The organism is Streptomyces spinoverrucosus (assembly GCF_006539505.1).
Classification (GTDB): Bacteria; Actinomycetota; Actinomycetes; order Streptomycetales; family Streptomycetaceae; genus Streptomyces; species Streptomyces spinoverrucosus.
The window spans coordinates 1-23,928 of record NZ_BJND01000067.1 but is presented as its reverse complement, the minus strand read 5'-3'; the positions used below and the strand labels follow the sequence as shown (position 1 = coordinate 23,928).

The following is a 23,928-nucleotide window of genomic DNA, read 5'->3' as shown; positions in this document are numbered from 1 at the left end:
GAAAGCACAAAAGGACCCGGGGGCTACGCTGCCCGAGTCCTCTGCACAGCAGAATAGCCCACATGAGCAACGGTCCGGCAGGTCAAGTGGCACGATCCACCACTGTTCGTCCGAAGTATGAGACGCCCGGGGCGAGCAGACCCGCACCTTTGCGGACGTTTCTGCACACCGCAGACGGTGTGCGGATCGACGCCGTATACGAACCGGGTGCGGCCGTATACGAAACCTTGACGCCACCCTCCGACCATCCGGCGTTCGTCGTGGCGCACGGTTTCACCGGCGATGCCGACAAGCCGCACGTACGCCGGGTCGCCGGGGTGCTCGCGCGGTACGGCGCCGTGGTCACGTTCTCCTTCCGGGGGCACGGGGCGTCCGGCGGGCGCTCGACCGTCGGTGATCGTGAGGTGTTCGACCTGGCGGCGGCGGTGGCGTGGGCGCGCGAACAGGGGCACGCGCGCGTAGTGACCGTCGGCTTCTCCATGGGCGGCTCGGTGGTGCTGCGGCACGCGGCGCTGCACGGCCGGCAGACGGAGGCGGTGGTGTCGGTGAGCGCCCCGGCCCGCTGGTACTACCGGGGTACGGCCCCCATGCGCCGCGTCCACTGGCTGGTGACCCGCCCCGAGGGCCGCCTGCTCGGCCGCTACGGCCTGCGCACCCGGATCCACCACCGGGGCTGGAACCCCGTCCCGCTCTCGCCGGTGGAGGCGGTCCCCCGGATCGCGCCGACGCCGCTGCTCCTAGTCCACGGCGACCGCGACGGCTACTTCCCGGTCGATCACCCCCACATGCTGGCCGCGGCCGCCGGTGACCACGGCGAACTCTGGCTGGAGCCCGGCATGGGCCACGCCGAACACGCGGCCACCGACGAACTCCTGGCCCGGATCGGGGACTGGGCTGTCGGTGCGGCGGGCTAGCCTGACGTTCATCACAGCCGGGTTCTGCCGACTGACCCAGCGATGAACCAGATGAACCAGATGGACTAATGGACTAGAGGACGAGATGGCAAAGGTCACGGTGCGCTACTGGGCGGCCGCGAAGGCCGCGGCCGGGGTCGCCGAAGAGCTGTTCGACGCGGCCACGCTCGCCGAGGCGCTCGCCGCCGTGCGCGCGCGACACCCCGGTGAACTGGCGCGCGTCCTGCAGCGATGCTCGTTCCTCGTCGACGGTGACCCCGTGGGCACCCGCGGGCATGAGACGGTACGGCTGGCCGAGGGCGGCACGGTCGAGGTGCTCCCGCCGTTCGCAGGAGGGTGACCACACCGATGAGCAACCAGCCGTACGAGGGCATGTACGACGGCGGGTACGACCCGTACCAGCAGGGACAAGCCCCGTACCCCCAGCAGGGACAAGCCCCGTACCCCCAGCAGGGGCAACCTCAGTACCAGCAGCCCCCGCAGTACCAGCAGCCGCACCCCGCCGCCCAGTACACCCAGCAGTGGGAGGGCCAGACCTGGGACACCCAGGTCCAGCCGACCCCGGCGTACGTCCCGCAGCAGTCCCCGGAGAGCGGGCAGTGGGCGCAGCAGCAGTACGAGCGGTCCCGGCCGGCCCCCGAGCCCCCGGCCGCTCCCGCCGCCCCTGAAGCGCCGCTCACGGCCGCTCAGCGAGCCCGGCTCGAAGGGCGGTCGCCGATCATCGAGCCCGGGCTGCAGCCCGCCGCGCTCACCGCGGTGCTCGGCCTGTTGCTGGCCGGTGGTGCGGCGCTCGGCGAGTACGCCCTGCTCGTTCCGCTGGTCCTGTTGCAGGCCGTCACGGCCGCGGGCTGGTTCCGGCTGAACGGGATGTGGCCGGCCCGGCAGGGCATCGCGCTGGCGTTCGCGGGCGGGCTGACCGCCGATGTGGCGCTGCTGGTCGCGGGCCGCGAGCAGGCGCCCGCCGCGATCCTCGGCACGCTCGGGGTGTGGGTGCTGCTGACGCTCGTGCTGCAACTGCGCTCGCACGCCGACCCGGACACGCGGATGTACGGCCTGATGGCGACCGTCGTCTCCGCCGCGCTGGCGATCGTCGCCACCGGCCATCTGGCCGCCGAACCGGACGCGGTCACCGTCGGCGCCGCCGCCGTGGCCGTGGCTGTCCTGGCCCGTGCGCTGCCGCTGCCCACGCCGGCCTCCGTGGTCGTCGCGCTGCTCGCGGCGGCCGGGGCGGGCATCGCGGTGGGCGGCATGACCGGCGTGGGGAACGGCGGTGCGTTGCTCGGCGCGGCGGCCGGAGCGTGTGCGCTGATCGGGCACCGGGTGGCGAGCTACGACTACCCCTCCCGGTTCGTCCACTTCACGGCCGGTGTGGCCCTGCCGTTGAGCGCGGCGGCGCCGGTGCTGTGGGTGCTGGGGCGCGCGCTGGTCTGACGTACCGCCTGTCACAGGTGATCGACAATTTCGTGGTCGGTGTTCCCTTTGGGGTTACGGTGACCGTCGTCCGTGACTGACCGCCTGGGTGGGGAAACATGCGCGCGCTGCGAATACTTCTGATCGTCCTTGTGATCCTGGGCGGGCTGTTCGTGGCCGCCGACCGGCTCGCGGTCAACTTCGCCGAGGGCGAGGTCGCGGACCGGCTGCGCACCACCGAGGGCCTGTCCGCCACCCCCGAGGTGTCCATCAACGGCTTCCCGTTCCTCACCCAGGTCGCCGGCGGCACGCTGGACGACGTCGAGGTGGGCATCCAGGACTACGAGGCAGCCGCGGCCGACGGCGAGCAGATCCGGATCGACGACCTGCGGGCGAACATGAAGGGCGTCGACTTCTCCGGCGACTTCAGCTCTGCCACCGCCGCCTCCGCGACCGGCACGGCGACCATCGCGTACGGCGAGCTGCTCAAGGCCGCCAAGTCCGAGCCGACGGAGGTCGCCCCCGGCATCACCGCCCGCGTGGTGAGCCTCTCCGACGGCGGCAACGGCAAGATCAAGGTCGGGGTGGAGATCGAGGCACCCGTCATCGGCACCCGGCAGATGTCCGTGCTCAGCACGGTCAGCGTGAAGGGCGACACCGTCGAGGTGCGCACCGACTCCCTGCCGGACCTGGCGGGCCTGGACCTCGCCGAGGGCTCGGTCCGTGAGATCACCGACTTCCAGCAGGCCATCGACGACCTCCCGGGCGGCGTCAAGCTCGACAAGGTCGAGGCGGCGCAGAACGGGGTGGAGATCTCGGTGAAGGGTTCGAACGTGCAGCTGGCCGGGTAGGACCGGGCGGGAGCGGCATCCGGCTGTCCGACCACGCAAGCTGTCCGACAGGCGAGACACCTCGTCCGTACCGCAGATGTGACGGCGTACGCAAGCGCCCGGAGGCCGTGTCACGGCGTACCGGGCGCTTCTGCGTTCCCGCATCCTGGACGATCCCGTCTCACGATCCGACACACCGGTGACACGCCCGCCCGACCGTCCCTAAGCTCGACGCCATGAAGCGACAGGCGGATCTCACGAAGCGGCGGGCAGTAGACCTGTGCCGCGTTGCCGCCATGCTCTGTCGCACTTTCTGAGCGGAAGCCCTCGACTTCCGCATTCACCCCTTGCCCTGCTGAGGGCACTCGTGCGCCGCGTCGGCCGTCCGGCACCAGCGCACCCTCGCACTCGCACGCCCCGCCGCAACTGCCCCGGAGGAGAAAGAGCATGAGCCGCAGCGACGTCCTGGTCGACGCCGACTGGCTGCAGGAGCACCTGGACGACCCGAGCATCGCCATTGTCGAGGTCGACGAGGACACCACCGCCTACGAGAAGAACCACATCAAGAACGCGATCCGCATCGACTGGACCAAGGACCTCCAGGACCCGGTCCGCCGCGACTTCATCGACCAGGCCGGCTTCGAGAAGCTGCTGTCGGAGAAGGGCATCGCCAACGACACGCTGGTGATCCTCTACGGCGGCAACAACAACTGGTTCGCCTCGTACGCCTACTGGTACTTCAAGCTCTACGGCCACGAGAACGTCAAGCTGCTCGACGGTGGCCGCAAGAAGTGGGAGCTGGACGCCCGCGAGCTGGTCGAGGAGGTGCCCGAGCGCGCCGCCACCGACTACAAGGCCAAGCCGCAGGACACCTCGATCCGTGCCTTCCGTGACGACGTGGTCGCCGCGATCGGCAACCAGAACCTGGTCGACGTCCGGTCCCCCGACGAGTTCTCCGGCAAGCTGCTCGCCCCGGCGCACCTGCCGCAGGAGCAGTCGCAGCGTCCGGGTCACGTCCCGACCGCCCGCAACATCCCGTGGTCGAAGAACGCCAACGACGACGGCACGTTCAAGTCGGACGACGAGCTCAAGGAGCTCTACGCCGAGGAGCAGGTCGACCTCGCCAAGGACACCATCGCCTACTGCCGTATCGGTGAGCGCTCCGCGCTGACGTGGTTCGTGCTGCACGAGCTGCTCGGCGTGCAGAACGTCAAGAACTACGACGGCTCCTGGACCGAGTACGGCTCCCTCGTCGGCGTTCCGATCGAGCTCGGCGCCAACAAGTAAGCCCCGACCTTTACCCCTCAAGGAGTTCAACATGTGCGGAGCGAAGGCCGGCGGCCCCGACGCCTCGACGATCAAGCCCGGTGAGACCACGATCCAGGGTCAGGTGACCCGCGACGGCGAGCCGGTGACGGGCTACGTCCGTCTGCTGGACTCGACCGGCGAGTTCACGGCGGAGGTGCCGACCTCCGCGACGGGCCAGTTCCGCTTCTACGCGGCCGAGGGCACCTGGACCGTCCGCGCCCTCGTCCCCGGTGGCGCCACCGCCGACCGCACGGTCGTCGCCCAGAAGGGCGGCTTGGCGGAGGTCGCGATCGCGGTCTGACGATCCGGCGCGAGCAGCTGAGCACGAAGGGCCGCGTCCCGCGGGTTGGACACCTGGGACGCGGCCCTTTGGCGTGTCCGGACCTACGCTGGAGGTATGTACGCGCGGCGTCGGCACGTCTACTTCGCCATGATGGGCACCTGCATCGCGTTGTTCGTCCTGGCCTGGGGAGTCGTACGCCTGTGGTCGACGCCGGCGGCCGTGGCCATGTGCGTGGTCGCCATGGTGATCCCGCCCGTCGCCGCGATGATCGCCAACCGGCGGGGGCCGGACGACCGCTGGTGGGACGATCCGTCGGGCGACCCCCAGTCGGACGAGTGGTGGGACGAGCTGGACGGCAAGAAGAAGCCGCGGTAGGAAAGCGGGCATGTCGCCTGCGAGGCTGTCCACGGTGGTGCTCGACGCGCATGACGCGCATGAACTGGCCGGCTTCTACTTGCGCCTGCTCGGCTACGAGGTGCGGCGCGAGGAGCCCCATTGGGTGCTCATCGGCCCTCCGCCCGGCCACGAGGGCACGTCCCTGGCCTTCGAGACGGAGCCCGAGTACGTACGACCGGTCTGGCCCACCCGGTACCCCGGCGACCAGCAGATGATGCTCCACCTCGACATCGAGGTCGACGACCTTCGGGCGGAGACGGCGCGGGCGGTCGCCGAGGGCGCCACGCTCGCCGAGTACCAGCCCCAGGACGACGTACGCGTGCTGTTCGACCCGTCCGGGCACCCGTTCTGCCTCTGGACGGAGACGCCTCAATAGCCTCAGCAGCCTCAGTAGACGAGCGCCTGCGTGTCCTCCGCGAGCGTCTCCTGGACGAACACCTGCGCCCCCGCGATCCGCACGCCCTCGATGACGTCCTTCTCCGTGATGTCGCGGCGGGCCGCGCACTGGGTGCACAGGGTGAGGCGGCCGCCCGCAAGGATCGACTCGATCAGGTCGGGCAGCGGAGCGGCGTGCGGCAGTTCGAACTCGGCCGCCCGGCCCGGGAGGGCAAACCAGGCGGACTCGCCGGTCAGCCATACGGAGACGTCCACGCCGCTCGCCACGGCCACCGCCGCGACCGTGAACGCCTGCGAGCAGCGTTCGGGGGCATCCGTCCCCGCCGTCACCTTGATCACCAGCTTCTTCGCCATGGTTGAATCGTAATCAAGATCCTTGCAACCCAGGGCGTTGGCCATGAGTCTCCTGTGCGGCGCGGTACCGGAACCCGCGCTTCACATCCTGTGGGGGACGTCTTGGAAGACTCTGAAAGACCGGTCGCGCCGGAGTCGACGGCGACGCGGCCCCGCCGTCGTGGCCGTACCGCGCTGCTGATCGCCGGCGCGGCCGTCCTCGGTGTCGTCGCCGGCACCTGCGTCGGATACCAGGTGCAGGCCGACCGTGAACCCGTTCCGCTGCCGCCGCTGTCCCAGCCCGTGCTGCCGCAGGCGACCGGTCCGGCCCCGGAGCCGCTGTCGGCCGCGCAGGACCGCAGGGTTCGCACCGACGGCGACCTGCGCAAGCTGCTGCTGAAGAGGCCGGCCGGAACGAAGGAGGCCGACTGGCTGCCCGCGTCCGACGGCTGGATGGACATCGCGGCATACGCCGACACCTTCACCGAGCCGGGCGCCACGTTCAGCTCCCTCGTCTCGGACGAGTTCCGCCGGGCCGCCGTCGTCGGCTGGGAGGTCGGCAGCTCGTACAGCGTGGAGATCCGACTCGTGCAGTTCCGTCACGAGGACTCCCTGGCGGCGGCCGACTCCGTCAGCAACCTCCAGGACTGGGCGGAGAGCGAAGACGGCGTCGAGAGCTGGAACATCCCGGGCACCGGCGACGGCATGGCCTACGTCCACACCCCGCCGGACACCAAGCCCGGCTACGAGCCGATGTACCGCGCCGAGGCGCACGCCTCGCGGGGGGACATCGCGATGGAGATCTGGGTCTACGGCGACCGGCGGATCCCCAAGAAGACGATCATGGACCTGGCCGAGCGGCAGATGGAGCGGCTGTGAGCGGAACCGAAGTACCGCAGGAGCGGTCGCAGACGAACGAGCCGGAGCCGCAGCCGGAGTCGGCGGACACACCGGCGGACGCAGCAGTTCGCAAGCCCGGAAGGCGTGGGCGTGTGGCAGCCGCCGCAGGCGGCCTGCTGCTCGTCGGAGCGCTGATCGCCGGCGTGAGCGCGACCGTTGTGACCGTGCGGGGCGCGGACCGGGACGCGGGCGCCCCGCGCTGGAAGTTCCCGAAGGCCACGGCCGAGGACAAGAAGGCCCCGGCTCCCACCGGGCTCGCCGGGATGCTCGTGCCGTACGGGACCGACGGCTGGGTCCGCGGACCCGACTACGCGGAGTTCGGCTCCGATGCGCAGCTCAGCGGCGCCCAGGCCACGGCGCTGCGCAAGGAGTCCCTGCGCGGTCTGTCCCGCTCCGCGCGCAAGGAGCTGGAGAAGGAGATCGACCGGCAGCGGCCCAAGGGCATTGCGATGCGCAGCTACTTCAGTGGGGATGCGAAGCCGTATCTCCACAACGAGGAGATCTACACGGTGAGCATCGTGCTGACGCAGATGGAGAACAGGGCCGCGGTCCGTGATGTCTCGGAGTTCCAGAGGGAGCTCCTCGGCGCGCTGGGCGCACGCAAGGGGCCGAAGATCAAGGGCCACAAGGACGCCGAGTGCTTCCGGGCACCCGAGGGAAGCGAGGAGGACCTCACGGCGATGTTCTGCTCCGCCCATGTCGGTGACGTCCTGGTCATGGCCAGCGCGTACGGAACCGACAAGCTCGACAGCGCCGGAGTGGCCACGCTCCTGCGCACCCAACTCGACCGGATCGCCGAGCCGGGGAAGGCGATATGACCGACGGGACCACAGAGGCCGAGCCGCTCAGCGAGCCGCTCACCGAGCCGACGCAGCCGCCCGCGGCTTTGGCCCCGGCGCCCCGTGACCGCCGCGTCCTGAGGGCCGTGGCGCGCTGGACCGCGGCCGTGGCAGTGTTCGCGGCCGTCGGCACGGCCACGGCGTACGGGATCACGGGCATGGCGCGCACGGACGTACCGGGCCTGGCCACCGAATCGGACGGGCGCTGGGACTACCCCGAGCTGACCAGGCCGCCGCTGCCCTCCGGCAGCCCCGGACCCTTCGCCGACGGCAACACGGCCGGCGCCCACTACGCCGATCTGCGCGCTCTCGTGCTGCCTGCCCCCGCCGGGGCGCGGGAGGACAAGGCGCTGCGCGGCGCGGACGGCTGGCTGGCGACGAAGGACTACCTGGCGGAGTACGAGGTCGAGGAGGACCGGGAGGCGCTGCGGCAGAAGCTGGTCGACACCGGCCTGCGACACATCGCCGCACGCGGGTGGACCACACCGGACGGCACCCGGACCCGGATCTACCTGCTCCAGTTCGACACCGCGCAGACCGTGGACACGAAGATCGCGTCCGATGCCGTGGCGTTCGCCTGGCCCACGTACTCGCTGCGCGGCTCGCACGACGCCGTCTACGACGAGAAGTTCCCGGAGGCCGCTTCGGTCGCCGGGATCGCCCGCACCGCCTACGCCGAGCCGAAGCCGTACGGTGCCGAACAGGTCCGTCAGGCGTATCTGTCCGCGGGCGACGTCTATGCGGTGATCGTGCAGTCCCGCAAGGGCGGCGTGCCGGCGGTCCCGTTCCAGCAGACGGTCGTCCTGCAGAGCCAGCTGCTGCGCTGAGGGCGTACCTCACAAAGAGGGCCGTGCCCCAGCCGCGTAAGCTGGAGCACGGCCTTGTGCACCACGCACCCCGCTCACCAAGGAGCACTCCGTGATCCTCTTCTTCGAAATTCTGCTGGTCCTGGTCTGCGTCGGCGTCCTCGCCTTCACCGGTCTGGCCGTGAAGAAGCTGTACCAGGGCCAGCGCTGACCCCCACCCACGTACGAGACGTCTGAGCTGCTCATGATCGAGATCCCGTCCGACCTCCACAAGGACCTCGTCCCCCTCGCCTTCCTGCTCGGCAACTGGGCGGGCGCGGGCGTACACGACTTCCCCGGCGCCGAGAAGTGCAACTTCGGGCAGGAGGTCACCTTCACGCACGACGGCCGGGACTTCCTGGAGTACCACTCCCACACCTGGGTGCTCGACAAGGACGGCACCAAGGTCAGGCCGCTGGAGTCCGAGCACGGCTTCTGGCGCATCGACGCCGACCGCAAGGTCGAGGTCACGATGACCCGCGACGACGGTGTCATCGAGATCTGGTACGGCGAGCTGGCCGACCAGAAGCCGCAGATCGACCTGGCCACGGACGCGGTCGCGCGCACGGCCGCCTCCCGCCCGTACAGCGGGGGCAAGCGGCTGTACGGATACGTCAAGGGCGACCTGATGTGGGTCGGCGAGAAGCAGACCCCCGAGGTCGAGCTGCGGCCGTACATGTCGGCCCAGCTGAAGAAGGTCGTCACCCCGGAGGACGTCGAGCGCTGGGCGAAGGCCCTGCCGGACGACATGCCGGACGACGGGATCGCTTTCTTCAGGTAGTCCTAGACTGGCCGGTGTGGTGAGCACCGACTGGAAGAGCGATCTGCGGCAGCGCGGCTACCGGCTGACGCCGCAGCGGCAACTCGTGCTCGAAGCCGTGGACACCCTGGAGCACGCGACCCCCGACGACATCCTCGCGGAAGTGCGGAAGACGGCGTCGGGGGTCAATATTTCGACGGTGTACCGGACGCTGGAGCTGCTGGAGGAGCTCGGGCTGGTCAGCCACGCGCACCTCGGGCACGGGGCGCCGACGTACCACCTCGCCGACCGGCACCACCATCTCCACCTGGTCTGCCGCGACTGTACGAACGTCATCGAGGCGGATGTCTCCGTCGCCGCCGAGTTCACCGCCAAGCTGCGCGAGACGTTCGACTTCGACACCGACATGAAGCACTTCGCGATTTTCGGCCGGTGCAAGGACTGTACGGCGGCCAAGGGTTCGACCAACAAGGGCAGCGAGGGCAACAAGGGTTCGACGGCCGGGGGTTCAGCTACCGAGTCGTAGGCTTGTGCGTATGAAGAGCCCCCTGCTGTCCCTGCCCGGCGCCGTCCCCGCCGAAGGGGTCGACGAAGGCGTCGCCGCGCACTACGGCGACCTGTTCCGCGAGCAGCGTGCCCTCGCCGACGGCACCGGTTTCGTCGACCTCTCGCACCGCGGCGTCATCGCCGTCTCCGGCGAGGACCGGCTGAGCTGGCTGCATCTGCTGCTCACCCAGCACGTCAGCGACCTGCCCGCGGGCGAGGCCACCGAGGCGCTGATCCTCTCCGCGCACGGCCACATCGAACACGCGCTCTACCTCGTGGACGACGGCACGACCGTCTGGGCCCACGTCGAACCCGGCACCCAGGACGCGCTGATCGCGTACCTGGAGTCGATGAAGTTCTTCTACAAGGTCGAGGTCGCCGACCGCACCGCAGACTACGGGGTCGTGCACCTGCCGGCCGGTTCCATCGCCGAGGTGCCGGAGGGTGTCGTCGTACGGGAGACGGCGTACGGCCGTGATCTGTTCCTCCCGCGCGCCGACCTGGAGTCCTACGCCGCGAAGGCCGGGCCCGCGGCCGGGATCCTGGCGTACGAGGCGCTGCGCGTCGAGCAGCACCGGCCCCGGCTCGGCTTCGAGACCGACCACCGCACCATCCCGCACGAGCTGGGCTGGATCGGCACCGCCGTGCATCTGCAGAAGGGCTGCTACCGGGGGCAGGAGACGGTCGCCCGGGTGCAGAACCTGGGCAAGCCGCCGCGCCGGCTGGTCTTCCTCCACCTAGACGGCAGCGAGGTGCATCTGCCGCCGCACGGCACCGAACTCCGGCTCGCGGACGAGGGCCCCGACGGCCGCAAGATCGGCTTTGTGACGACGTCCGTACGGCACCACGAGCTCGGTCCGGTGGCGCTGGCGCTGGTGAAGCGGAACGTGCCGGTGGACGCGCCGCTGGTGGCGGACACGACGGCCGCGGCTCAGGAAGTCGTCGTAGCGCCCTAGGGCAGGCCCTAGACCTCGATGAGGACCGTGAACGGGCCGTCGTTCGTCAGGGACACCCGCATCCTCGCGCCGAACCGGCCCGTCTCCACTGTCGCGCCCAGTGCGCGCAGCTGCGCGACCACCTCGTCGACCAGCGGCTCGGCCACGTCGCCGGGCGCGGCCGCGTTCCAGGTGGGGCGGCGGCCCTTGCGGGCGTCGCCGTAGAGGGTGAACTGGCTGATCACGAGGAGCGGGGCGTCGATGTCGCTGCACGACTTCTCGTCGTGCAGCATCCGCAGCGACCAGAGCTTGCGGGCGAGCTGGGCCGCCTTCTCCTTGGTGTCCTCGTGCGTCACACCGACCAGGACGCACAGCCCTTCGCCGATGATCTCCCCGACGGTCTCGCCGTCAACGACGACGCTCGCGCCGTCCACCCTCTGCACCACTGCACGCATACGACCATCATGCCGGGCGCCGCCACCGGGCTTCGGGGTGGTCCGGGCCAGCACTCTTTTTGATCCAGTTGATCCAGACGACAGGCCCTAACCCCCCATCTGGGGCTGTTCGGGGGCACTCGGTCACATTGCGGCCACTTGGGGTGGCACGATGTTGCAACAGTCGGTCGAGGGGACGGTAGAGGCACATGAGAACACCGAGTACCGGGCAGCCGCCTGGGGCTGTCTCGTTGACCCATGCGGGAGCCCAGGACTCACTCCGCCCGCCCGTGCAGCGCACCGACAGCCCACAGCTGCCGCCCGATCCGCCCGCGCCCGATCTGACCGCGCTGAGCCTGGCCGAACTGCGCACCCTGCGCCGGGACGCCCAGCGCGACGAGGCGGATCTCAGTTATGTACGACGGCTGCTCCAGGGACGGATCGACATCCTGCGGGCGGAGCTGGCGCGCCGGGGACCGGCGTCCCCGGTGGACACGGACACGGCCGAGGCCTCGGTGGTGGAGCGGCTGCCGGAGATCCTCACGGACGCCCCGGCCCGGTACCGCTCCTCCGCGCGCCATGTGACGCTGGGCACCCCGCACAACGAGGAGTACCGGCGGCTGGCCGCGGACATGCTGGCCGAGGTCGAACTGTCCGCGCTGGACGCGCGTACCGACCTGGAGCTGACCACCGCGATGGGGCGGCTCGTGCGGTACGAGCAGCAGGTGTCCCGGCGACGGCAGCGGCTGCAGCGGACCACCGACGAGTGCAGCGCGGAGATCGCGCGGCGGTATCGGGAGGGGGAGGCGCAGGTCGAAGACCTGCTGCTGTGACAAGGGCGTGCTGATGTGGCGGTGTCGGCGCCGGTGAAAACCCCGCGACACCTGCCCCGTCGTAGGCCTACCGTGCTGGTATGACGCGTCGCGACGAGCTGCCCGTACGCCCGATCATCGAAGCCGAGTTCGAGGACTGGCATCGGGCCCTGAACGTCGGCTTCCTGCGGGAGCCGACGCTGACGGAAGAGCAACTTCAGGCCCGCCGTCACGAGTTCGTGCCGGGCAGGCTGCTCGGTGCGTTCGACGGCGAGCGGTGTGTCGCGACGTTCCGGTCCTTCGCGCAGGAACTCACGGTCGTGGGCGGCGCGGCCGTGCCGGCCGACGCCATATCCAATGTCACCGTCACCCCCACGCACCGTCGCCGCGGCCTGCTCAGCCGCATGATGACCCAGGACCTGGCGGCGGCGAAGGAACGCGGGGACGTCGTCGCGACCCTGATCGCTGCCGAGTACCCGATCTACGGCCGCTACGGCTTCGGACCGGCCACCTGGACGACCGAGTGGACCATCGACGTGCCCCGCACCGGCCTCGACCCCCGCTGGTCGGGCCCGGAGGACGGCGGCCGGATCGACGTCGTGGACGGCGAGGACATCCGCAAGCTCGGCCCCGAACTGCACGAACGGCTGCGCCGCGCCCAGCCCGGCGCGGTCAGCCGCAACGATCGGTGGTGGGGATACAACACCGGCGCCCTGCGCTACAACGGGTCCTGGACCGAGCCCTTCTACGCCGTCCACCGCTCGGCCACCGGCGAGGTCGAGGGCATGGTGTCCTACGAGGCCGACGACAACTGGCACGGCAAGCAGCCGCACAACACCGCCGACGTGAACTGGCTGATCGCGGTGACCCCGGCCGCCGAGCGCGCTCTGTGGCACTACCTCTGCTCGATCGACTGGATCACCCAGGTGAAGACCGGCTGGCGGGCCCCGGACGACCTGCTGCCGTTCTACCTGCCGGACCCGCGTGCCGCCCGTGTCACCGCGCAGGCCGACTGGCTGTGGGTGCGGATCCTGGACGTCGTACGGGCGCTTCAGGCGCGGACGTACGAGGGGGAGGGGTCGCTGGTGCTGGAGGTCGTCGACGCGGGCGGGCTCGCGGGCGGGCGGTACCGGCTGGAGGCGTCGGCGCAGGGGGCGTCCTGTGCGCCGAGCACCGAGAGCGCCGACCTCACGCTGGACGTGGCTGATCTGGCGGCGTTGTGGCTGGGCGACGAGTCGGCGGTGCGGCTGGGGGCGCTGGGCCGGGTGCGGGAAGAACGAGCGGGCGCCGCCCGTTCGGCCGACGCCCTGCTGCGCACGTCCAGGCGGCCTTGGTGCCCGGACCTGTTCTGAGTGCTCCCTCCTGCCGGTGACGGGTGGGTGTTTCCGCTATCCGTAGCGTGCTCTTCAGTTGTGGCTGATCCCTCTGCTTGTTCAGTTGGCGTTGTTCGGTTGTGACTGTGCCGACAGACCGAGCTCCCGGCTCCCCTCCGGAAGGGAGCCCGGTCGGCCCAAGCCAACCCTCGGAACGCTTGACCAGGTTGCCGAAGTTGGTGACCAACTCCTCTGTACTTATCTCCACTTGGAAGCGTCTCATAACCACCTACTTCAGAACTGCCGGAAGATGGCGGGAAGTTGTAGTGTTTGGTTGTGGACCGGGAACACGTCTCCGTCAATGGACGGAAGAGGCCACAGCCGCCACAGATGTCACACCGCGAGGTGGCCGACGAGCTGCGCGCCCGGATCAGGGGCCGGGTCCTGCAGCCGGGCCAGCGCATGCCCACCCAGGCCCAGCTGGCCGAGGAGTTCGGCGTCGATCGCGGGACGGTCCGGCAGGCCCTGCGCATCCTGCAGCAGGAGCGGCTGCTCACCAACGTGTCCAAAGGGAGCCCGGCGACAGTGGCCCCCGCCCCCGACCGGGCGCCGGCCGGCCCGGGAGCCCCGCCACAGCCCACCACCGTGGCGCTCGCCCCGCGGATAGCGGCCGCCTTCGCGGCCCCGCACGTGGCGATCGACGCCATCTGCCTGACCTCGATATCGCTCACGCTCTCGATGGGCGAGCCACTGCGCCGAATCCACGCGGGTGAGCTGAAACCGGCCAAGGTCGACGTACGTGTCCTGCTGCCCAGCCGGGACATCGACCTCGCCTTCCCGGCACCGGTGGACCCGGCGGACGCCGACCGGCTGCACGAGCGGTGGCTCGCGATGCGCAACGCCCAGGGACAGGTGCTCCAGCACAATCTGCTGGCGCTGCGCTCCACGCACGGGATCGACGTGCAGGTCTCCTTTCGCGCCCTGCCGTTCACGCCACCGGTGAAGCTGTACCTGGTCAACGGCTCCGAGGCGCTGTTCGCGTACTACACGCTCAGACGCCGCGAGCAGGAGATCGACGACGAGCAGCTCCAGCTGTACGACGCCGAGGGCACCCGGTCGATGCTCTTCGCCTTCGAGCAGGGCGCCGGGCCGCGCGACGCGGCGTTCGTGGAGCAGTCGCACCTGTGGTTCAACGCATTGTGGGAGACGATCAGTTCGGAGTTGGTGCTCACGAACTGACGCCTCCCGGGGTTGCGGGTCGGTCACCTGACGGGGCCGGTGACCAGGAGCGCGAGCACGACCGCCCCGATGGAGCTGACGGCCGGGCTCTTCGCCTTGATTCCGATGGTGAGCAGGAGCAGGCCGACCACGCCGGTCGCGCCGTACTGCCATGCGACGATCTGCTCGAAGCCGATGACGAAGACCGCGGAGAGGAGAGCGAGGGCTGGCATGGTGGTTCCCCCTTCTGGCTGCCGGGGAGGCAAACCTTCCGCCAACTCGGGCGAGTTACTTGAAAGTTGGCAACCAACTTTGATTAGGTTGTCCCCACTTGGCAGATGTCCATAAACAACTCGTGAGCAACTTCCGCCAGATGGTTTTGAGTTGTAGCGTTTGGTCGTGACCCAGGAGAACGTGGCAGTGAACGGCGGCAGAAAACTCTCGCCCCGGGAGATCGCCGACACCCTGCGGGACCGCATCCGCAGCGGCGACCTGAAGGCGGGCGACCGCCTGCCCACCCAGGCCGAGCTCGCCGAGGAGTTCGGCGTGGAACGCGGCACCGTCCGCCAGGCCCTGCGCGTCCTCCAGGAGGACGGCCTGCTCAGCAACGTCAGCAAGGGCAGCCCGCCACGCATCGCGGAACCCGCCCTGCCGAGCGGCGAGCCCCAGCCCACGATGGTCGGCCTCGCACCCCGCCTGACGGCGGCCTTCGCCGTCCCCCACGTCCGCATCGACGCCGCCTGCCTGACCGCCGAGACCCTGATGCTGGCCCTGAGCGAGCCGGTCCGAGCGATCCACGAGGGCCGCGTCCATCCCCAGTCGATCGACGTGCGCATCCTGCTGCCCTCCCGGGAGATCAACCTCGCCTTTCCGATCTCGGTCGAGGGTGGCGGCGACGAGGACCCGGTCCATCAGCGCTGGCTCGCGCAGCGCAACGCCCAGGGCCAGGTCCTCCAGCACAACCTGCGCGCCCTGCGCACCTCGCACGGCATCGACGTACACGTCACCTTCCGCGCGCTGCCGTTCACCCCGCCGGTGAAGCTCTACCTGCTCAACGGCGCGGAGGCGCTGATGGCGTACTACATGGTCACGCGCCGCGCGGAGGACGACCCGAGCGGCACCCTGGACATGTACGACGTCCTGGGCACCGAGTCCCTCCTGTTCTCCTTCGAACGGCAGGCGGGCCGGCGGGACGCCGCGTTCGTGGAGCAATCGCAGCTGTGGTTCGACGCCCTCTGGGAAACCATCACGACGGACCTGACACTCTTTGAGTGACTTCTGATGCGACGCAGACTGGCCCGGTGACATCGGCGACCTCACAGACCCGCGACGACACGGAAAGACTGCGGGCCCTGATCGCGGACGCGCGCGTAGTTCTGTGGGACTTCGACGGCCCGATCTGCCGGCTTTTCGCCGGCCACTCGGCGGAGGGCGTGGCGAGCGACCTCGTGGAGTGGCTGGAGGGGAGAGGTTTGCGGGGGCTGTTGACGGAACGGGAGCGCCAGTCCCTGGACCCGCACGCCGTGCTGCGCGCCGTAGACCGGCGGCAGCGCGGCAGTGACCTGGTGGCAGAGCTGGAGGAACGTCTCACCAAAGAGGAACTGAAGGCCGCGCCCCTGGCGATGCCCACCGCGTACGCCGACCCGCTGATACGCACCTGGACGGCCGTGGGATCCCGGCTGGCGATCACCACCAACAACTCCCCCCGCGTGGTCCGCGAGTACCTGACGAGCCGCGGCCTCCTGGCTTGCTTCGCACCGCACATCTACGGCCGCACCCAGGACCTCCACCACCTCAAACCCCACCCGCACTGCCTCAACCGCGCCCTGCACGCCCTCGGCGCGGCTCCGTCGGCGGCGCTGATGATCGGCGACACACCCTCCGACCTGGAGGCCGCGCGGAAGGCCGGCGTTCCGTTTCTCGGCTACGCGCGTAACAAGGCCAAGGAGACAGAGTTGCGCGACGCCGGTGCCACGGACGTCGTCGACTCGCTTGAGACGGTGCTGAAGGCGGTCCGGCGTCAGGCCTGAGTCATCATCAGCGCCAGCACCACGACGGCGCCCACGGCCAGTCCGCTGTGGCGCGCGCGTATGCCCACGCCGATCACGAACAGCAGCGCCACACCCACCACGCCGAGCCGCGCCTGTGCCAACAGACCGACGCCGACTTCCAGGAGTCCCCGCAATGTCTGGAACAGAAGCATCCACATCCCCTTCACCCCCTCCGCTTCCAGTCAAGCGATCAACTGGCAGTCCAATTGGACTGGTTGCCTGATGTGGGTCTCCCCGGCTCGTCTGATCGCTTAACCAACCCACCGTTCCGGTCGACCAGTTGACCGAAATTGGTGGGCTGGTGGACCGGATGCGGTAGGCGGTACGGTCGACGCGTGAGCGTTCGGCAGCCCCGAGCGGGCGACGGCGGTGGCAGGGAGTTCCAGCGGGTCTCCGACGAGCTGCGGGCCCGGATGGCCGACGGGACGTACCCCCTGCGCTCCTTCCTGCCCTCGCAGCGCAACCTCGCGGACGAGTTCGGGGTCTCGCGGGACACCGTCCAGCGGGCCCTGCGGGAGTTGTCCGACGAGGGCTGGATCGAGTCCAAGCAGGGCAGCGGGTCGCGGGTTGTGAAGACCCAGCGCATACAGTCCTCGACGGCCAGGGCGACCAGGTCGCGCCGGGGCGTCACCCTCGGCCCGCTCATCAGCGAGGCCTTCGAGCAGCCGCAGGTGTCGATGGACGTCTTCACCTTGACGTCCGAGACCCTGGACGCGCACATCCGCCTTCAGGCGGAGCGGATCCGCGGTGGTTTCATCGCACCCCAGCGCATCGCCCTGCGCATGCTCCTGCCCTCCAGGGCGCTGCCGCTGCCCTATCCGACGGTCAAGGGCGACACGGACGATCCGCGCATGCGGGCACGTCTGAACGCCATCACGGAGCACCACACCGGGTCACTGCGGGGCGTGCTGGCGGACCTGCGGACGGAGGGTCTGGTGCCGGCCGTCGACGTGCAGATCCGCCACGTACCGCTGACGCCGGTGTTCAAGCTGTATCTCTTCAACGGCACCGAGGCACTGCACGGCCCGTACGAGGTGATGGAGCGTCAGCTGGATCTGGGGGACGGCCGGAAGGTCACCGCCCTGGACGTCCTGGGCCTCGGCGCCACGCTGACGCACCACGTCAAGGACGCGGATCCGGGCTCGCCGGGATCGGTGTTCGTGGGCAGCATGCAGGCGTGGTTCGACTCGGTGTGGGACCACCTCACCGAGTAGGGCTGACCGGTGCGCTAGCATGCCCGCACCGTATGAGCAATCGCTCTCGTACATCCGTATGGCATGGCGAACCGGCCCGCCAGCGGCCTCCCGCAGACGAGCGGCACACCACCCGTTGTGCCCACTCGACGCGCGGCCCAGGTCGTACGGGTGTCTGCTGACCTCTAGCGTTTGCCGTACCCATCCATCCTGTGAATGATCCCCGGAGCGGCCAGTGGGCGCACCTCCTCATCCTCGTACTGCTCGGGGGGAGCGCTCACCCGACGCCGCCGTCACGGAGCTCGTGGCGTACGCCGAGGCGCACGGGCAGATGATCAGCGGGCACCACAACCGCAACTACCTGGTGCCGCTGCCGGAGAAGCCGGCGATCCTGCTGAACCGCGAGGCCGGCACGCTCGTGACCGTACGGGTCCGGCGCCGCGACGCGCTGCCCGTGGTGATCAGGACCTGGCAGAGCGAGGCGCAGATTCTCGATGCCATCCGCGGGGTCCTGCCCCATGTGCCTCAGTGCCTGGCCCAGGGGAACGGCTTCGCGATCCACAGCTTTGTGGAGGGTGTGCCGCTCTCCAGCGTCTGCGGAAACGACAAGCCGGTCGACGCGCTGCTCATAAGAGAGCTGGCCCGGCTGGTCGCGCAGACGGCTCAGGTACGGCGCGGAGCGCTGCCGCCGCTGCCGGGGCACTGGCCCGGCAACGACACGGACAGCCAGGCCTTCCTCCAGACCCTCGTCCACCTCGCGGACCGGCAGATCCGGCAGTCCAATTGGACTGCCTTCGGTGGGCTGTTCAAGGCTCTCGGCATCCCGGAGGACGCCCTGGTCCGGCTGGGCGAGCGGGTGCCGGCCATGGCGCGGCGGCCCTACAGCCTGCTCCACGCGGACCTGCACCGCGACAACCTGATCGTGTCGTACGACGGGGACCCGCCGCTCATCTGCGTCGACTGGGAGCTGGCCACATACGGCGACCCCCTGCACGACCTCGCGACCCATCTGGTGCGCATGCGGTACCCGTCCTTCCAGTGGGACGAGGTGATCGACGCGTGGGCCGAGGCCATGGGGGCGGTCCGCCCGTCGGCCGTCAACGGCCTGGCCAAGGACCTGCGCCACTACGTCGACTTCGAACGGGCGCAGTCCGTCTATCCCGACGTGATGCGAGCCGTGAACGGGCTGGAGGACACGTTCGACCAGAAGAGCCTGGACGATGCGACAGCGTCGGTGCACCGGGCCCTGACGGCGGCGGCCGAACCCCTGCGGCTCATGAACCCGCCGGGCGTCTCCGAGATCGAGTCGATCCTGTACCGGTGGCGCGCCTCCCGCCGCGGCCGGGGGCGGGTGCCGAGGGCCTTCCGCTGGAAGCCGGACGAGCGGGTGCCGGAGCGCCCCGACTTCCCTCGCGAGGCGGTGGCGGAGGCCCTGCGCGAGGAGGGCGCGGCGCCGGCCGGTCGGGTGTTCAAGGGCACCGCGCACCTCAACTCCGTGGTCCTGGTGGACGGCGTCGACTTCCCCGTGGTGGTGCGCCGCAAGGTGGCGAACGTGTGCCCACGCGAGCCGCGCTACCTCAGCGAGCACGCCGTGCTGAGCGCCATCGAGGAGTCGCGGGTCCAGGTGGCGGCCCCCAGAGCCCTCGCGCTGGGCCGGGACCACCAGGGGGAGCGCTTCACCATCCACACCTACGTCGGTTCGCACGACATCGACGAGCCGCCCCGGCACCCGGAGCACGGCCTGCTGCCGCACGAGGCGGACGGGCTCGTCGACCAGCTCTGCGAGCTGACCAGGGTGGACTACAAGCGGGTCGACCCGCTGGCCGGCGAGGGAGGATTCCACGCCTGGCTGTGCGAGTCGCTCGTCGCGCTGGTGCGCGACCTGCCGCAGGAGCTGCGGCGGCTCGCCAGGGAGCTGGGCCTGCCCGAGGCCTCCCGCCTGCGCGAGATCCTCGCCCGGAACCAGGTGACCCACCGGGCGCCCGCCCTGCTGCACGGGGACCTGAACCCGTGGAACCTCGTACGCCGCCCCGACCGGCTGGCGCTGACGATCATCGACTGGGAGATGGCGCTGGTCGGCGACCCCCTGTACGACCTGGTCCGGCACATGCATCTCACCCGCACCCGACCGGAGATCCGGGACCGCATGTTCCGCCGCTGGGAGAGCCGGCTGGACCCCGAGTACACCCGTGACTGGCGCAAGGACTGGCGGGTCTACCGGTGGATCGAGATCGTGCGGTCGGCGTACGTGGATCTGGACCGCCTGGTGACCGGCGCGAGCCTGGACGCCCCGAACGTCCGCCGTGCGGTGGACTCGTACGCGATGACCCTGGAGGCGGCGACGGGTTCGCTCGGGCTGCCGAAAGCCAACCCCCTGCTGGTGAGCGCCCTCGCGGGGCCGGGACGGCGGCGACGTCCGGGGACCGGCCCGTAGGCTCGACCCATGGCAGAGATCGGGCTGCGCGAGCGCAAGAAGCAGCGGATGTACCAGGTGGTGTCGGACCTCGCGACCAGGATGTTCCTGGAGAAGGGGTTCGACGCGGTCTCCGTCGCCGAGATCGCCGCCGCGGCCGAGATCTCCAAGCCGACCCTGTTCCGGTACTTCCCGGCCAAGGAGGACCTCGTCCTGCACCAGATCGCCGATCACGAGGGCGAGGCGGCGCGAGTGGTCGCCGCGGCGGCCGAGGCGCCGCTCGTCGCGCTGCGGCGGCACTTCCTGGACGGGCTGGAGCGGTTCGATCCGGTCACCGGGCTGAACGACGAGCCGGGCGTGCTCGCCTTCCACTCGCTGCTGTACGGGACTCCGGCCCTGGTCGCGCGCCTGTACCCGTTCCTGGAGCGCTCGGAGGAGGCGCTGGCCGAGGCGCTGGGCGGGGGTCTCGACGCCCGGCTCGCCGCCGGGCAGATCATCGCCGTACAGCGGGTGCTCGCGCACGAGAACTGGCGGCGGATGGCGGCGGGGGAGCGGGCGGTGGCGGTCCGGGGGGAGGCCGTCGCGGCGGCGGAGCGGGCGTTCGGGTTGCTGGCAGCGGGGTTGCCGTGGCTCGCGAAGCCGCAGCTTGCGGAGCCGCAACTTGCGGAGCCGCGCGACTCTCGCGACTGAGTAAAAAATATGACTCGGTTACGTTATTCCGGTACGCTCGCCGGAATGACGGCACTCGACCACGCCCTCCACCAGGAACGCGCCCACCACGACACCTGCCGCGCCGCGCTCGCCGCCATGATCGACGGCGCCCAGGACCACGTCGTCACCGGCGAGGACGTCTCCGCGTCCGGCGCCGACGCCGAAGTCCTCGGCTATCGGCTGCGCAGCCGGGCCAAGGAGCTGCGGGAACTGCCCGAAGGGCCGTTGTTCTTCGGCCGGCTGGACTTCGACGGACGGGGCGACGACCAGGGCCCGGAGACCGATCGGCAGCCGCTGCACATCGGCCGGCTGCGCATCGCCGAGCGCCCCGCCGCCCCACCCCTCGTCGTCGACTGGCGCGCCCCCGTCTCCCGCGCCTTCTACCAGGCGAGCGCCCGCGACCCCCAGGGCGTCGCCGTCCGCCGCCGCTTCGGCTGGGCGCCCGGCAGCCGGGGCGACTCCGCCGACCTCACCTCCCTGGAGGACGAGCACCTCGGCCGGAGCGAGTCGGCGCCGAGCGACATCGTCGCCCGGGAGATCGAACGGCCCCGCATCGGCCCCATGCGGGACATCGCCGCGACCATCCAGCCCGAGCAGGACGATCTCGTACGCGGCGACCTGGGTGTCTCCGTGTGCGTGCAGGGCGCCCCCGGCACCGGCAAGACCGCCGTCGGCCTGCACCGCGCCGCCTACCTGCTCTACACCCACCCCCAGCGCATCCGGCGCGGCGGCCTGCTGATCCTCGGCCCCAACCGCACCTTCCTGTCGTACATCTCGCAGGTCCTCCCGGCCCTCGGCGAGACCGGCGTACGGCAGTCGACCCTGGCCGAGGAGATCGCGCGGCACCCGGTCACCGGCGCCGACGACGTGCGCACGGCCGAGGTGAAGCACGACGTGCGCATGGCCGAGGTGCTGCGACGCGCCCTGTACGCGCGCGTGCGGGGCGACGGCGACGACGGTCTCGCCGTACCGGACGGGTCGCTCCGGTGGCAGGTCGCCGCCCATGAGCTGCGGGCGATCGTCGGCGGCGTGCGGGCGGAGGAGCCGCCGTACGAGGTCGGGAGGGAGCGGGTCCGGGCGCGGGTCGTGGCGCGGGTGCGGGCTCAGGCCGAGCGGCGAGGCGCTCACTGTACGAACGCCTGGGTTCGGCAGATCGAACGATCACGGACGATCAGGGAGTACCTCGACGTCGTATGGCCGCGCGTGCGGCCGGAGGAGGTCGTCGCCGAACTGCTCACCGATCCGGAGGCACTGGCGCGGTACGCCGACGGGGTGCTCGACGGTGACGAGCAGAAGGCGCTGCTGTGGGCGAGGCCGCCGCGGTCGTGGAAGTCGGCGCGCTGGTCGGCCGCCGACCTCGTCCTCCTCGACGAGGTGGCCGGGCTCCTCGCACACCCCGAGGGGTACGGCCATGTCGTCGTCGACGAGGCGCAGGACCTCTCGCCGATGGAGTGCCGCGCCATCGCCCGCCGTTCGGCCTTCGGCTCGCTGACCGTCCTCGGCGACCTCGCACAGGGCACCACGCCGTGGGCGGCGCGACGGTGGGACGTACAGCTGCGGCATCTGGGGAAGCAGGAGGCGGTGGTGGTGCCGCTGACCACCGGGTTCCGGGTGCCGGCGGCGGTGGTGGCGCTCGCGAACCGGCTGCTGCGGCGGCTGGACGTGGACGTGCCGGAGGCGCGGTCGCTGCGCGCGGACGGCGAGCTGCGGATCCGGGAAGCGGCGGGTGATCTGCCCGGCGCGGTCGTGGCGGCCGTACGCGACGCGCTGGAGCGGGAGGGGTCGGTGGGGGTCGTCGCGGCGGACGCGGACGCCGGGTGGGTGCGGGAGGCGCTCACGGCGGCCGGGATCGGTGCCGCCGGGCCGGAGGAACTCGGCGCGCGGGTGACGGTGGTGCCGGCGAGTGTGGTCAAGGGGCTGGAGTACGACCATGTCGTCGCCGTCGAGCCCGCGGCGATCGTGGCGGGGGAGCAGGCGGAGGGGCGGGGGCTGCACCGGCTGTACGTCGTGCTGACGCGGGCGGTGTCGCGGCTGGAGGTGGTGCACGCGCGCGTGCTGCCGTTCTGACGGGCGTACGCGCGCGTGCTGCAGCCCTGTTGCGTGTCAGGCGGTGGCGTCCAGCAGCGGGATCAACTGCTCCTCCTCGTACGTCAGATGCGCCTCCAGCTCCGCGGTGAGGCGCTCGACCTCGGTGCGGGCGGTGACCGGGTCCTCCGTCGCGACCGCCGCGCGCAGGTCCTCCACCAGGGCGGCGATGCGTTCGTGCTCCTCGCGGAGGCGTTCGACGGCGGGGGCGGCCGTGGGGTGGCGGTCGGCGAGGAAGGGGAACAGGCCGAGGCCCTCGCCGGTGTGGTGGTTGTGCAGGCCGTGGCAGAAGGTGAGGCAGTTGACGCGCAGCTGAGCGGCGAGGGAGCCGCTGCCTTGCGTCGCTTTGTTCATCTCCTGCCGGATGAGGGCGAGTTCGCGCCGGAAAGCATCATGAACGACCTTGAGCGCTTCGCCCATGGAACCGGCGTTGATGTCCCCCGGGCCGCCGCCGGCGATGCTGTACAGCGCCACGACCGGTATCACCCGCCCCGCCTTCTCCTGGTACGTCGCCCAGCCCGCGTCCGTCTCGACGGCCCGCGCGAAGGCCTGGTCGCGCTCCTCGCCCTCCAGTACCTCGGCCCGCGCCTGGTAGGTGAACGCGCCGCTCTCGACGGTGACCTGGGGATGGGCGAGGAGGTTGTGGTACCAGGCCGGGTGCCTGGGGGCGCCGCCCGCGGAGGCGATGACCAGGATGCGCTCGGCGCCGTCAGGGAGGTAGGCGACGGGGGTGGTGTGCTCGGCGCCCGAGCGGGCGCCTGTGGTGGTGAGGAGGATGAGCCGGGCGCCCTCGAAGGGGCCGCCGACGCGGCCTCGGTTGGCGCGGAACTCCTCGATGATCTGCTGATTGAAGCTGTTGATGACGTCGTTGGGCATGCTCGTTTGTTCTCTTCTCTCTCTGGCGGCTCTGGCAGCTTTCGCGGCTCTGGCGGTGGTCGTCACTGGTGGTTCGTGAACGAACGCGCTGACGCGCAGAGAGAGATCGGCGGGCCCCGGACCCGCC

At 70.6% G+C, this 23,928-nt stretch carries 29 protein-coding genes; 24 read left to right on the top strand and 5 right to left on the bottom strand.

All coding sequences use genetic code 11. From position 1 onward, the window contains the following. Nucleotides 1–62: 62 nt before the first annotated feature. From SSP24_RS34440 to SSP24_RS34405, 9 genes are all read left to right on the top strand, one after another. Nucleotides 63–914 (top strand): alpha/beta hydrolase, encoded by an 852-nt coding sequence (locus SSP24_RS34440; protein WP_141313908.1) that lies wholly within the window; start codon nt 63–65, stop codon nt 912–914. A gap of 85 nt (nt 915–999) precedes the next feature. Further along, nucleotides 1,000–1,254, top strand: a complete 255-nt coding sequence (locus SSP24_RS34435; protein ID WP_141313907.1) for a MoaD/ThiS family protein — start codon at nt 1,000–1,002, stop codon at nt 1,252–1,254. Nucleotides 1,255–1,262: 8 nt separating this feature from the next. Then, the gene (locus SSP24_RS34430) at nt 1,263–2,345 is read left to right on the top strand and encodes a hypothetical protein (RefSeq protein WP_141313906.1); all 1,083 of its coding nucleotides are present in this window, start codon (nt 1,263–1,265) and stop codon (nt 2,343–2,345) included. 98 nt (nt 2,346–2,443) lie between these two features. Further along, a complete protein-coding gene (locus tag SSP24_RS34425) occupies nt 2,444–3,175 on the top strand; it encodes an LmeA family phospholipid-binding protein (RefSeq protein ID WP_141313905.1) in 732 nt (243 codons plus the stop codon). 215 nt (nt 3,176–3,390) lie between these two features. Then, complete coding sequence (locus SSP24_RS45365) at nt 3,391–3,471, top strand: putative leader peptide (RefSeq protein ID WP_350310325.1); 81 nt, start codon at nt 3,391–3,393, stop codon at nt 3,469–3,471. Between the two features lie 130 nt (nt 3,472–3,601). Further along, a complete protein-coding gene (locus SSP24_RS34420; RefSeq protein ID WP_141313904.1) occupies nt 3,602–4,441 on the top strand; it encodes a sulfurtransferase in 840 nt (279 codons plus the stop codon). Nucleotides 4,442–4,472: 31 nt separating this feature from the next. Beyond that, nucleotides 4,473–4,763, top strand: a complete 291-nt coding sequence (locus SSP24_RS34415) for a DUF1416 domain-containing protein (protein WP_039654704.1) — start codon at nt 4,473–4,475, stop codon at nt 4,761–4,763. 96 nt (nt 4,764–4,859) lie between these two features. Continuing rightward, a complete protein-coding gene (locus tag SSP24_RS34410) occupies nt 4,860–5,120 on the top strand; it encodes a DUF3099 domain-containing protein (protein ID WP_141313903.1) in 261 nt (86 codons plus the stop codon). Between the two features lie 10 nt (nt 5,121–5,130). Then, nucleotides 5,131–5,517, top strand: coding sequence for a VOC family protein (locus SSP24_RS34405; RefSeq protein ID WP_141313902.1), 387 nt, complete (start codon nt 5,131–5,133; stop codon nt 5,515–5,517). Nucleotides 5,518–5,528: 11 nt separating this feature from the next. Here the strand turns inward: SSP24_RS34405 and SSP24_RS34400 are convergent, their stop codons facing one another. Continuing rightward, on the bottom strand, nt 5,529–5,891 hold the full coding sequence (locus SSP24_RS34400; RefSeq protein WP_141313901.1) for a DsrE family protein: 363 nt from the start codon (nt 5,889–5,891) through the stop codon (nt 5,529–5,531). 102 nt (nt 5,892–5,993) lie between these two features. Here SSP24_RS34400 and SSP24_RS34395 point away from each other — a divergent pair, with 102 nt between their 5' ends. The 6 genes from SSP24_RS34395 (at nt 5,994) to ygfZ (ending at nt 10,716) form a co-directional block, all read left to right on the top strand. After that, nucleotides 5,994–6,749, top strand: coding sequence for a hypothetical protein (locus SSP24_RS34395; RefSeq protein WP_167529789.1), 756 nt, complete (start codon nt 5,994–5,996; stop codon nt 6,747–6,749). Next, nucleotides 6,746–7,588, top strand: a complete 843-nt coding sequence (locus SSP24_RS34390; protein WP_229864911.1) for a hypothetical protein — start codon at nt 6,746–6,748, stop codon at nt 7,586–7,588. The genes SSP24_RS34395 and SSP24_RS34390 overlap by 4 nt, the downstream gene beginning before the upstream one ends. After that, nucleotides 7,585–8,436: a hypothetical protein gene (locus tag SSP24_RS34385; protein ID WP_141313900.1), complete on the top strand. Its 852-nt coding sequence runs from the start codon at nt 7,585–7,587 to the stop codon at nt 8,434–8,436. The genes SSP24_RS34390 and SSP24_RS34385 overlap by 4 nt, the downstream gene beginning before the upstream one ends. A 223-nt stretch (nt 8,437–8,659) precedes the next feature. After that, nucleotides 8,660–9,235, top strand: a complete 576-nt coding sequence (locus tag SSP24_RS34375; RefSeq protein ID WP_141313898.1) for a heme-binding beta-barrel domain-containing protein — start codon at nt 8,660–8,662, stop codon at nt 9,233–9,235. A gap of 16 nt (nt 9,236–9,251) precedes the next feature. Then, nucleotides 9,252–9,740 (top strand): Fur family transcriptional regulator, encoded by a 489-nt coding sequence (locus SSP24_RS34370; protein WP_141313897.1) that lies wholly within the window; start codon nt 9,252–9,254, stop codon nt 9,738–9,740. A 10-nt stretch (nt 9,741–9,750) separates the two neighbouring features. After that, nucleotides 9,751–10,716: a CAF17-like 4Fe-4S cluster assembly/insertion protein YgfZ gene (gene ygfZ, locus SSP24_RS34365; RefSeq protein ID WP_141313896.1), complete on the top strand. Its 966-nt coding sequence runs from the start codon at nt 9,751–9,753 to the stop codon at nt 10,714–10,716. A gap of 8 nt (nt 10,717–10,724) precedes the next feature. On the opposite strand, the gene dtd is transcribed toward ygfZ, so the two are convergent. Continuing rightward, a complete protein-coding gene (gene dtd / locus SSP24_RS34360; RefSeq protein ID WP_141313895.1) occupies nt 10,725–11,150 on the bottom strand; it encodes a D-aminoacyl-tRNA deacylase in 426 nt (141 codons plus the stop codon). A 188-nt stretch (nt 11,151–11,338) separates the two neighbouring features. On the opposite strand from dtd, the gene SSP24_RS34355 reads away from it, so the two are divergent. The 3 genes from SSP24_RS34355 to SSP24_RS34345 all read left to right on the top strand — a co-directional run bounded on the left by SSP24_RS34355 (nt 11,339) and on the right by SSP24_RS34345 (nt 14,493). Then, on the top strand, nt 11,339–11,962 hold the full coding sequence (locus tag SSP24_RS34355) for an RsiG family protein (RefSeq protein ID WP_141313894.1): 624 nt from the start codon (nt 11,339–11,341) through the stop codon (nt 11,960–11,962). Nucleotides 11,963–12,042: 80 nt separating this feature from the next. After that, on the top strand, nt 12,043–13,293 hold the full coding sequence (locus tag SSP24_RS34350) for a GNAT family N-acetyltransferase (protein ID WP_141313893.1): 1,251 nt from the start codon (nt 12,043–12,045) through the stop codon (nt 13,291–13,293). Nucleotides 13,294–13,584: 291 nt separating this feature from the next. Continuing rightward, nucleotides 13,585–14,493, top strand: a complete 909-nt coding sequence (locus SSP24_RS34345) for a winged helix-turn-helix domain-containing protein (protein WP_141313892.1) — start codon at nt 13,585–13,587, stop codon at nt 14,491–14,493. A gap of 23 nt (nt 14,494–14,516) precedes the next feature. Here SSP24_RS34345 and SSP24_RS34340 read toward each other — a convergent pair whose 3' ends face one another. Further along, the gene (locus SSP24_RS34340) at nt 14,517–14,705 is read right to left on the bottom strand and encodes a hypothetical protein (RefSeq protein ID WP_141313891.1); all 189 of its coding nucleotides are present in this window, start codon (nt 14,703–14,705) and stop codon (nt 14,517–14,519) included. 160 nt (nt 14,706–14,865) lie between these two features. Between SSP24_RS34340 and SSP24_RS34335 the strand changes: the two genes are divergently transcribed. Both SSP24_RS34335 and SSP24_RS34330 read left to right on the top strand, forming a co-directional pair. Beyond that, nucleotides 14,866–15,747 carry a GntR family transcriptional regulator gene (locus SSP24_RS34335; protein WP_141313890.1) on the top strand — a complete coding sequence of 294 codons (882 nt, stop codon included), beginning with the start codon at nt 14,866–14,868 and terminating at the stop codon, nt 15,745–15,747. Nucleotides 15,748–15,773: 26 nt separating this feature from the next. Further along, nucleotides 15,774–16,502 carry an HAD family hydrolase gene (locus SSP24_RS34330; protein ID WP_141313889.1) on the top strand — a complete coding sequence of 243 codons (729 nt, stop codon included), beginning with the start codon at nt 15,774–15,776 and terminating at the stop codon, nt 16,500–16,502. On the opposite strand, the gene SSP24_RS34325 is transcribed toward SSP24_RS34330, so the two are convergent. Beyond that, on the bottom strand, nt 16,493–16,675 hold the full coding sequence (locus SSP24_RS34325) for a hypothetical protein (RefSeq protein ID WP_141313888.1): 183 nt from the start codon (nt 16,673–16,675) through the stop codon (nt 16,493–16,495). The two genes, SSP24_RS34330 and SSP24_RS34325, sit on opposite strands and share 10 nt — an antisense overlap. Nucleotides 16,676–16,858: 183 nt before the next feature. Between SSP24_RS34325 and SSP24_RS34320 the strand changes: the two genes are divergently transcribed. From SSP24_RS34320 to SSP24_RS34305, 4 genes are all read left to right on the top strand, one after another. After that, nucleotides 16,859–17,737, top strand: a complete 879-nt coding sequence (locus tag SSP24_RS34320; RefSeq protein ID WP_229864912.1) for a winged helix-turn-helix domain-containing protein — start codon at nt 16,859–16,861, stop codon at nt 17,735–17,737. Between the two features lie 214 nt (nt 17,738–17,951). Then, nucleotides 17,952–20,150, top strand: coding sequence for a phosphotransferase (locus SSP24_RS34315; RefSeq protein ID WP_373306667.1), 2,199 nt, complete (start codon nt 17,952–17,954; stop codon nt 20,148–20,150). Between the two features lie 9 nt (nt 20,151–20,159). Continuing rightward, nucleotides 20,160–20,819 carry a TetR family transcriptional regulator gene (locus tag SSP24_RS34310; protein ID WP_141313886.1) on the top strand — a complete coding sequence of 220 codons (660 nt, stop codon included), beginning with the start codon at nt 20,160–20,162 and terminating at the stop codon, nt 20,817–20,819. Nucleotides 20,820–20,864: 45 nt separating this feature from the next. Continuing rightward, the gene (locus SSP24_RS34305; RefSeq protein WP_141313885.1) at nt 20,865–22,907 is read left to right on the top strand and encodes a HelD family protein; all 2,043 of its coding nucleotides are present in this window, start codon (nt 20,865–20,867) and stop codon (nt 22,905–22,907) included. A gap of 36 nt (nt 22,908–22,943) precedes the next feature. Here SSP24_RS34305 and SSP24_RS34300 read toward each other — a convergent pair whose 3' ends face one another. Continuing rightward, nucleotides 22,944–23,801, bottom strand: a complete 858-nt coding sequence (locus SSP24_RS34300) for a nitroreductase/quinone reductase family protein (protein ID WP_141313884.1) — start codon at nt 23,799–23,801, stop codon at nt 22,944–22,946. Between the last annotated feature and the right edge of the window lie 127 nt (nt 23,802–23,928).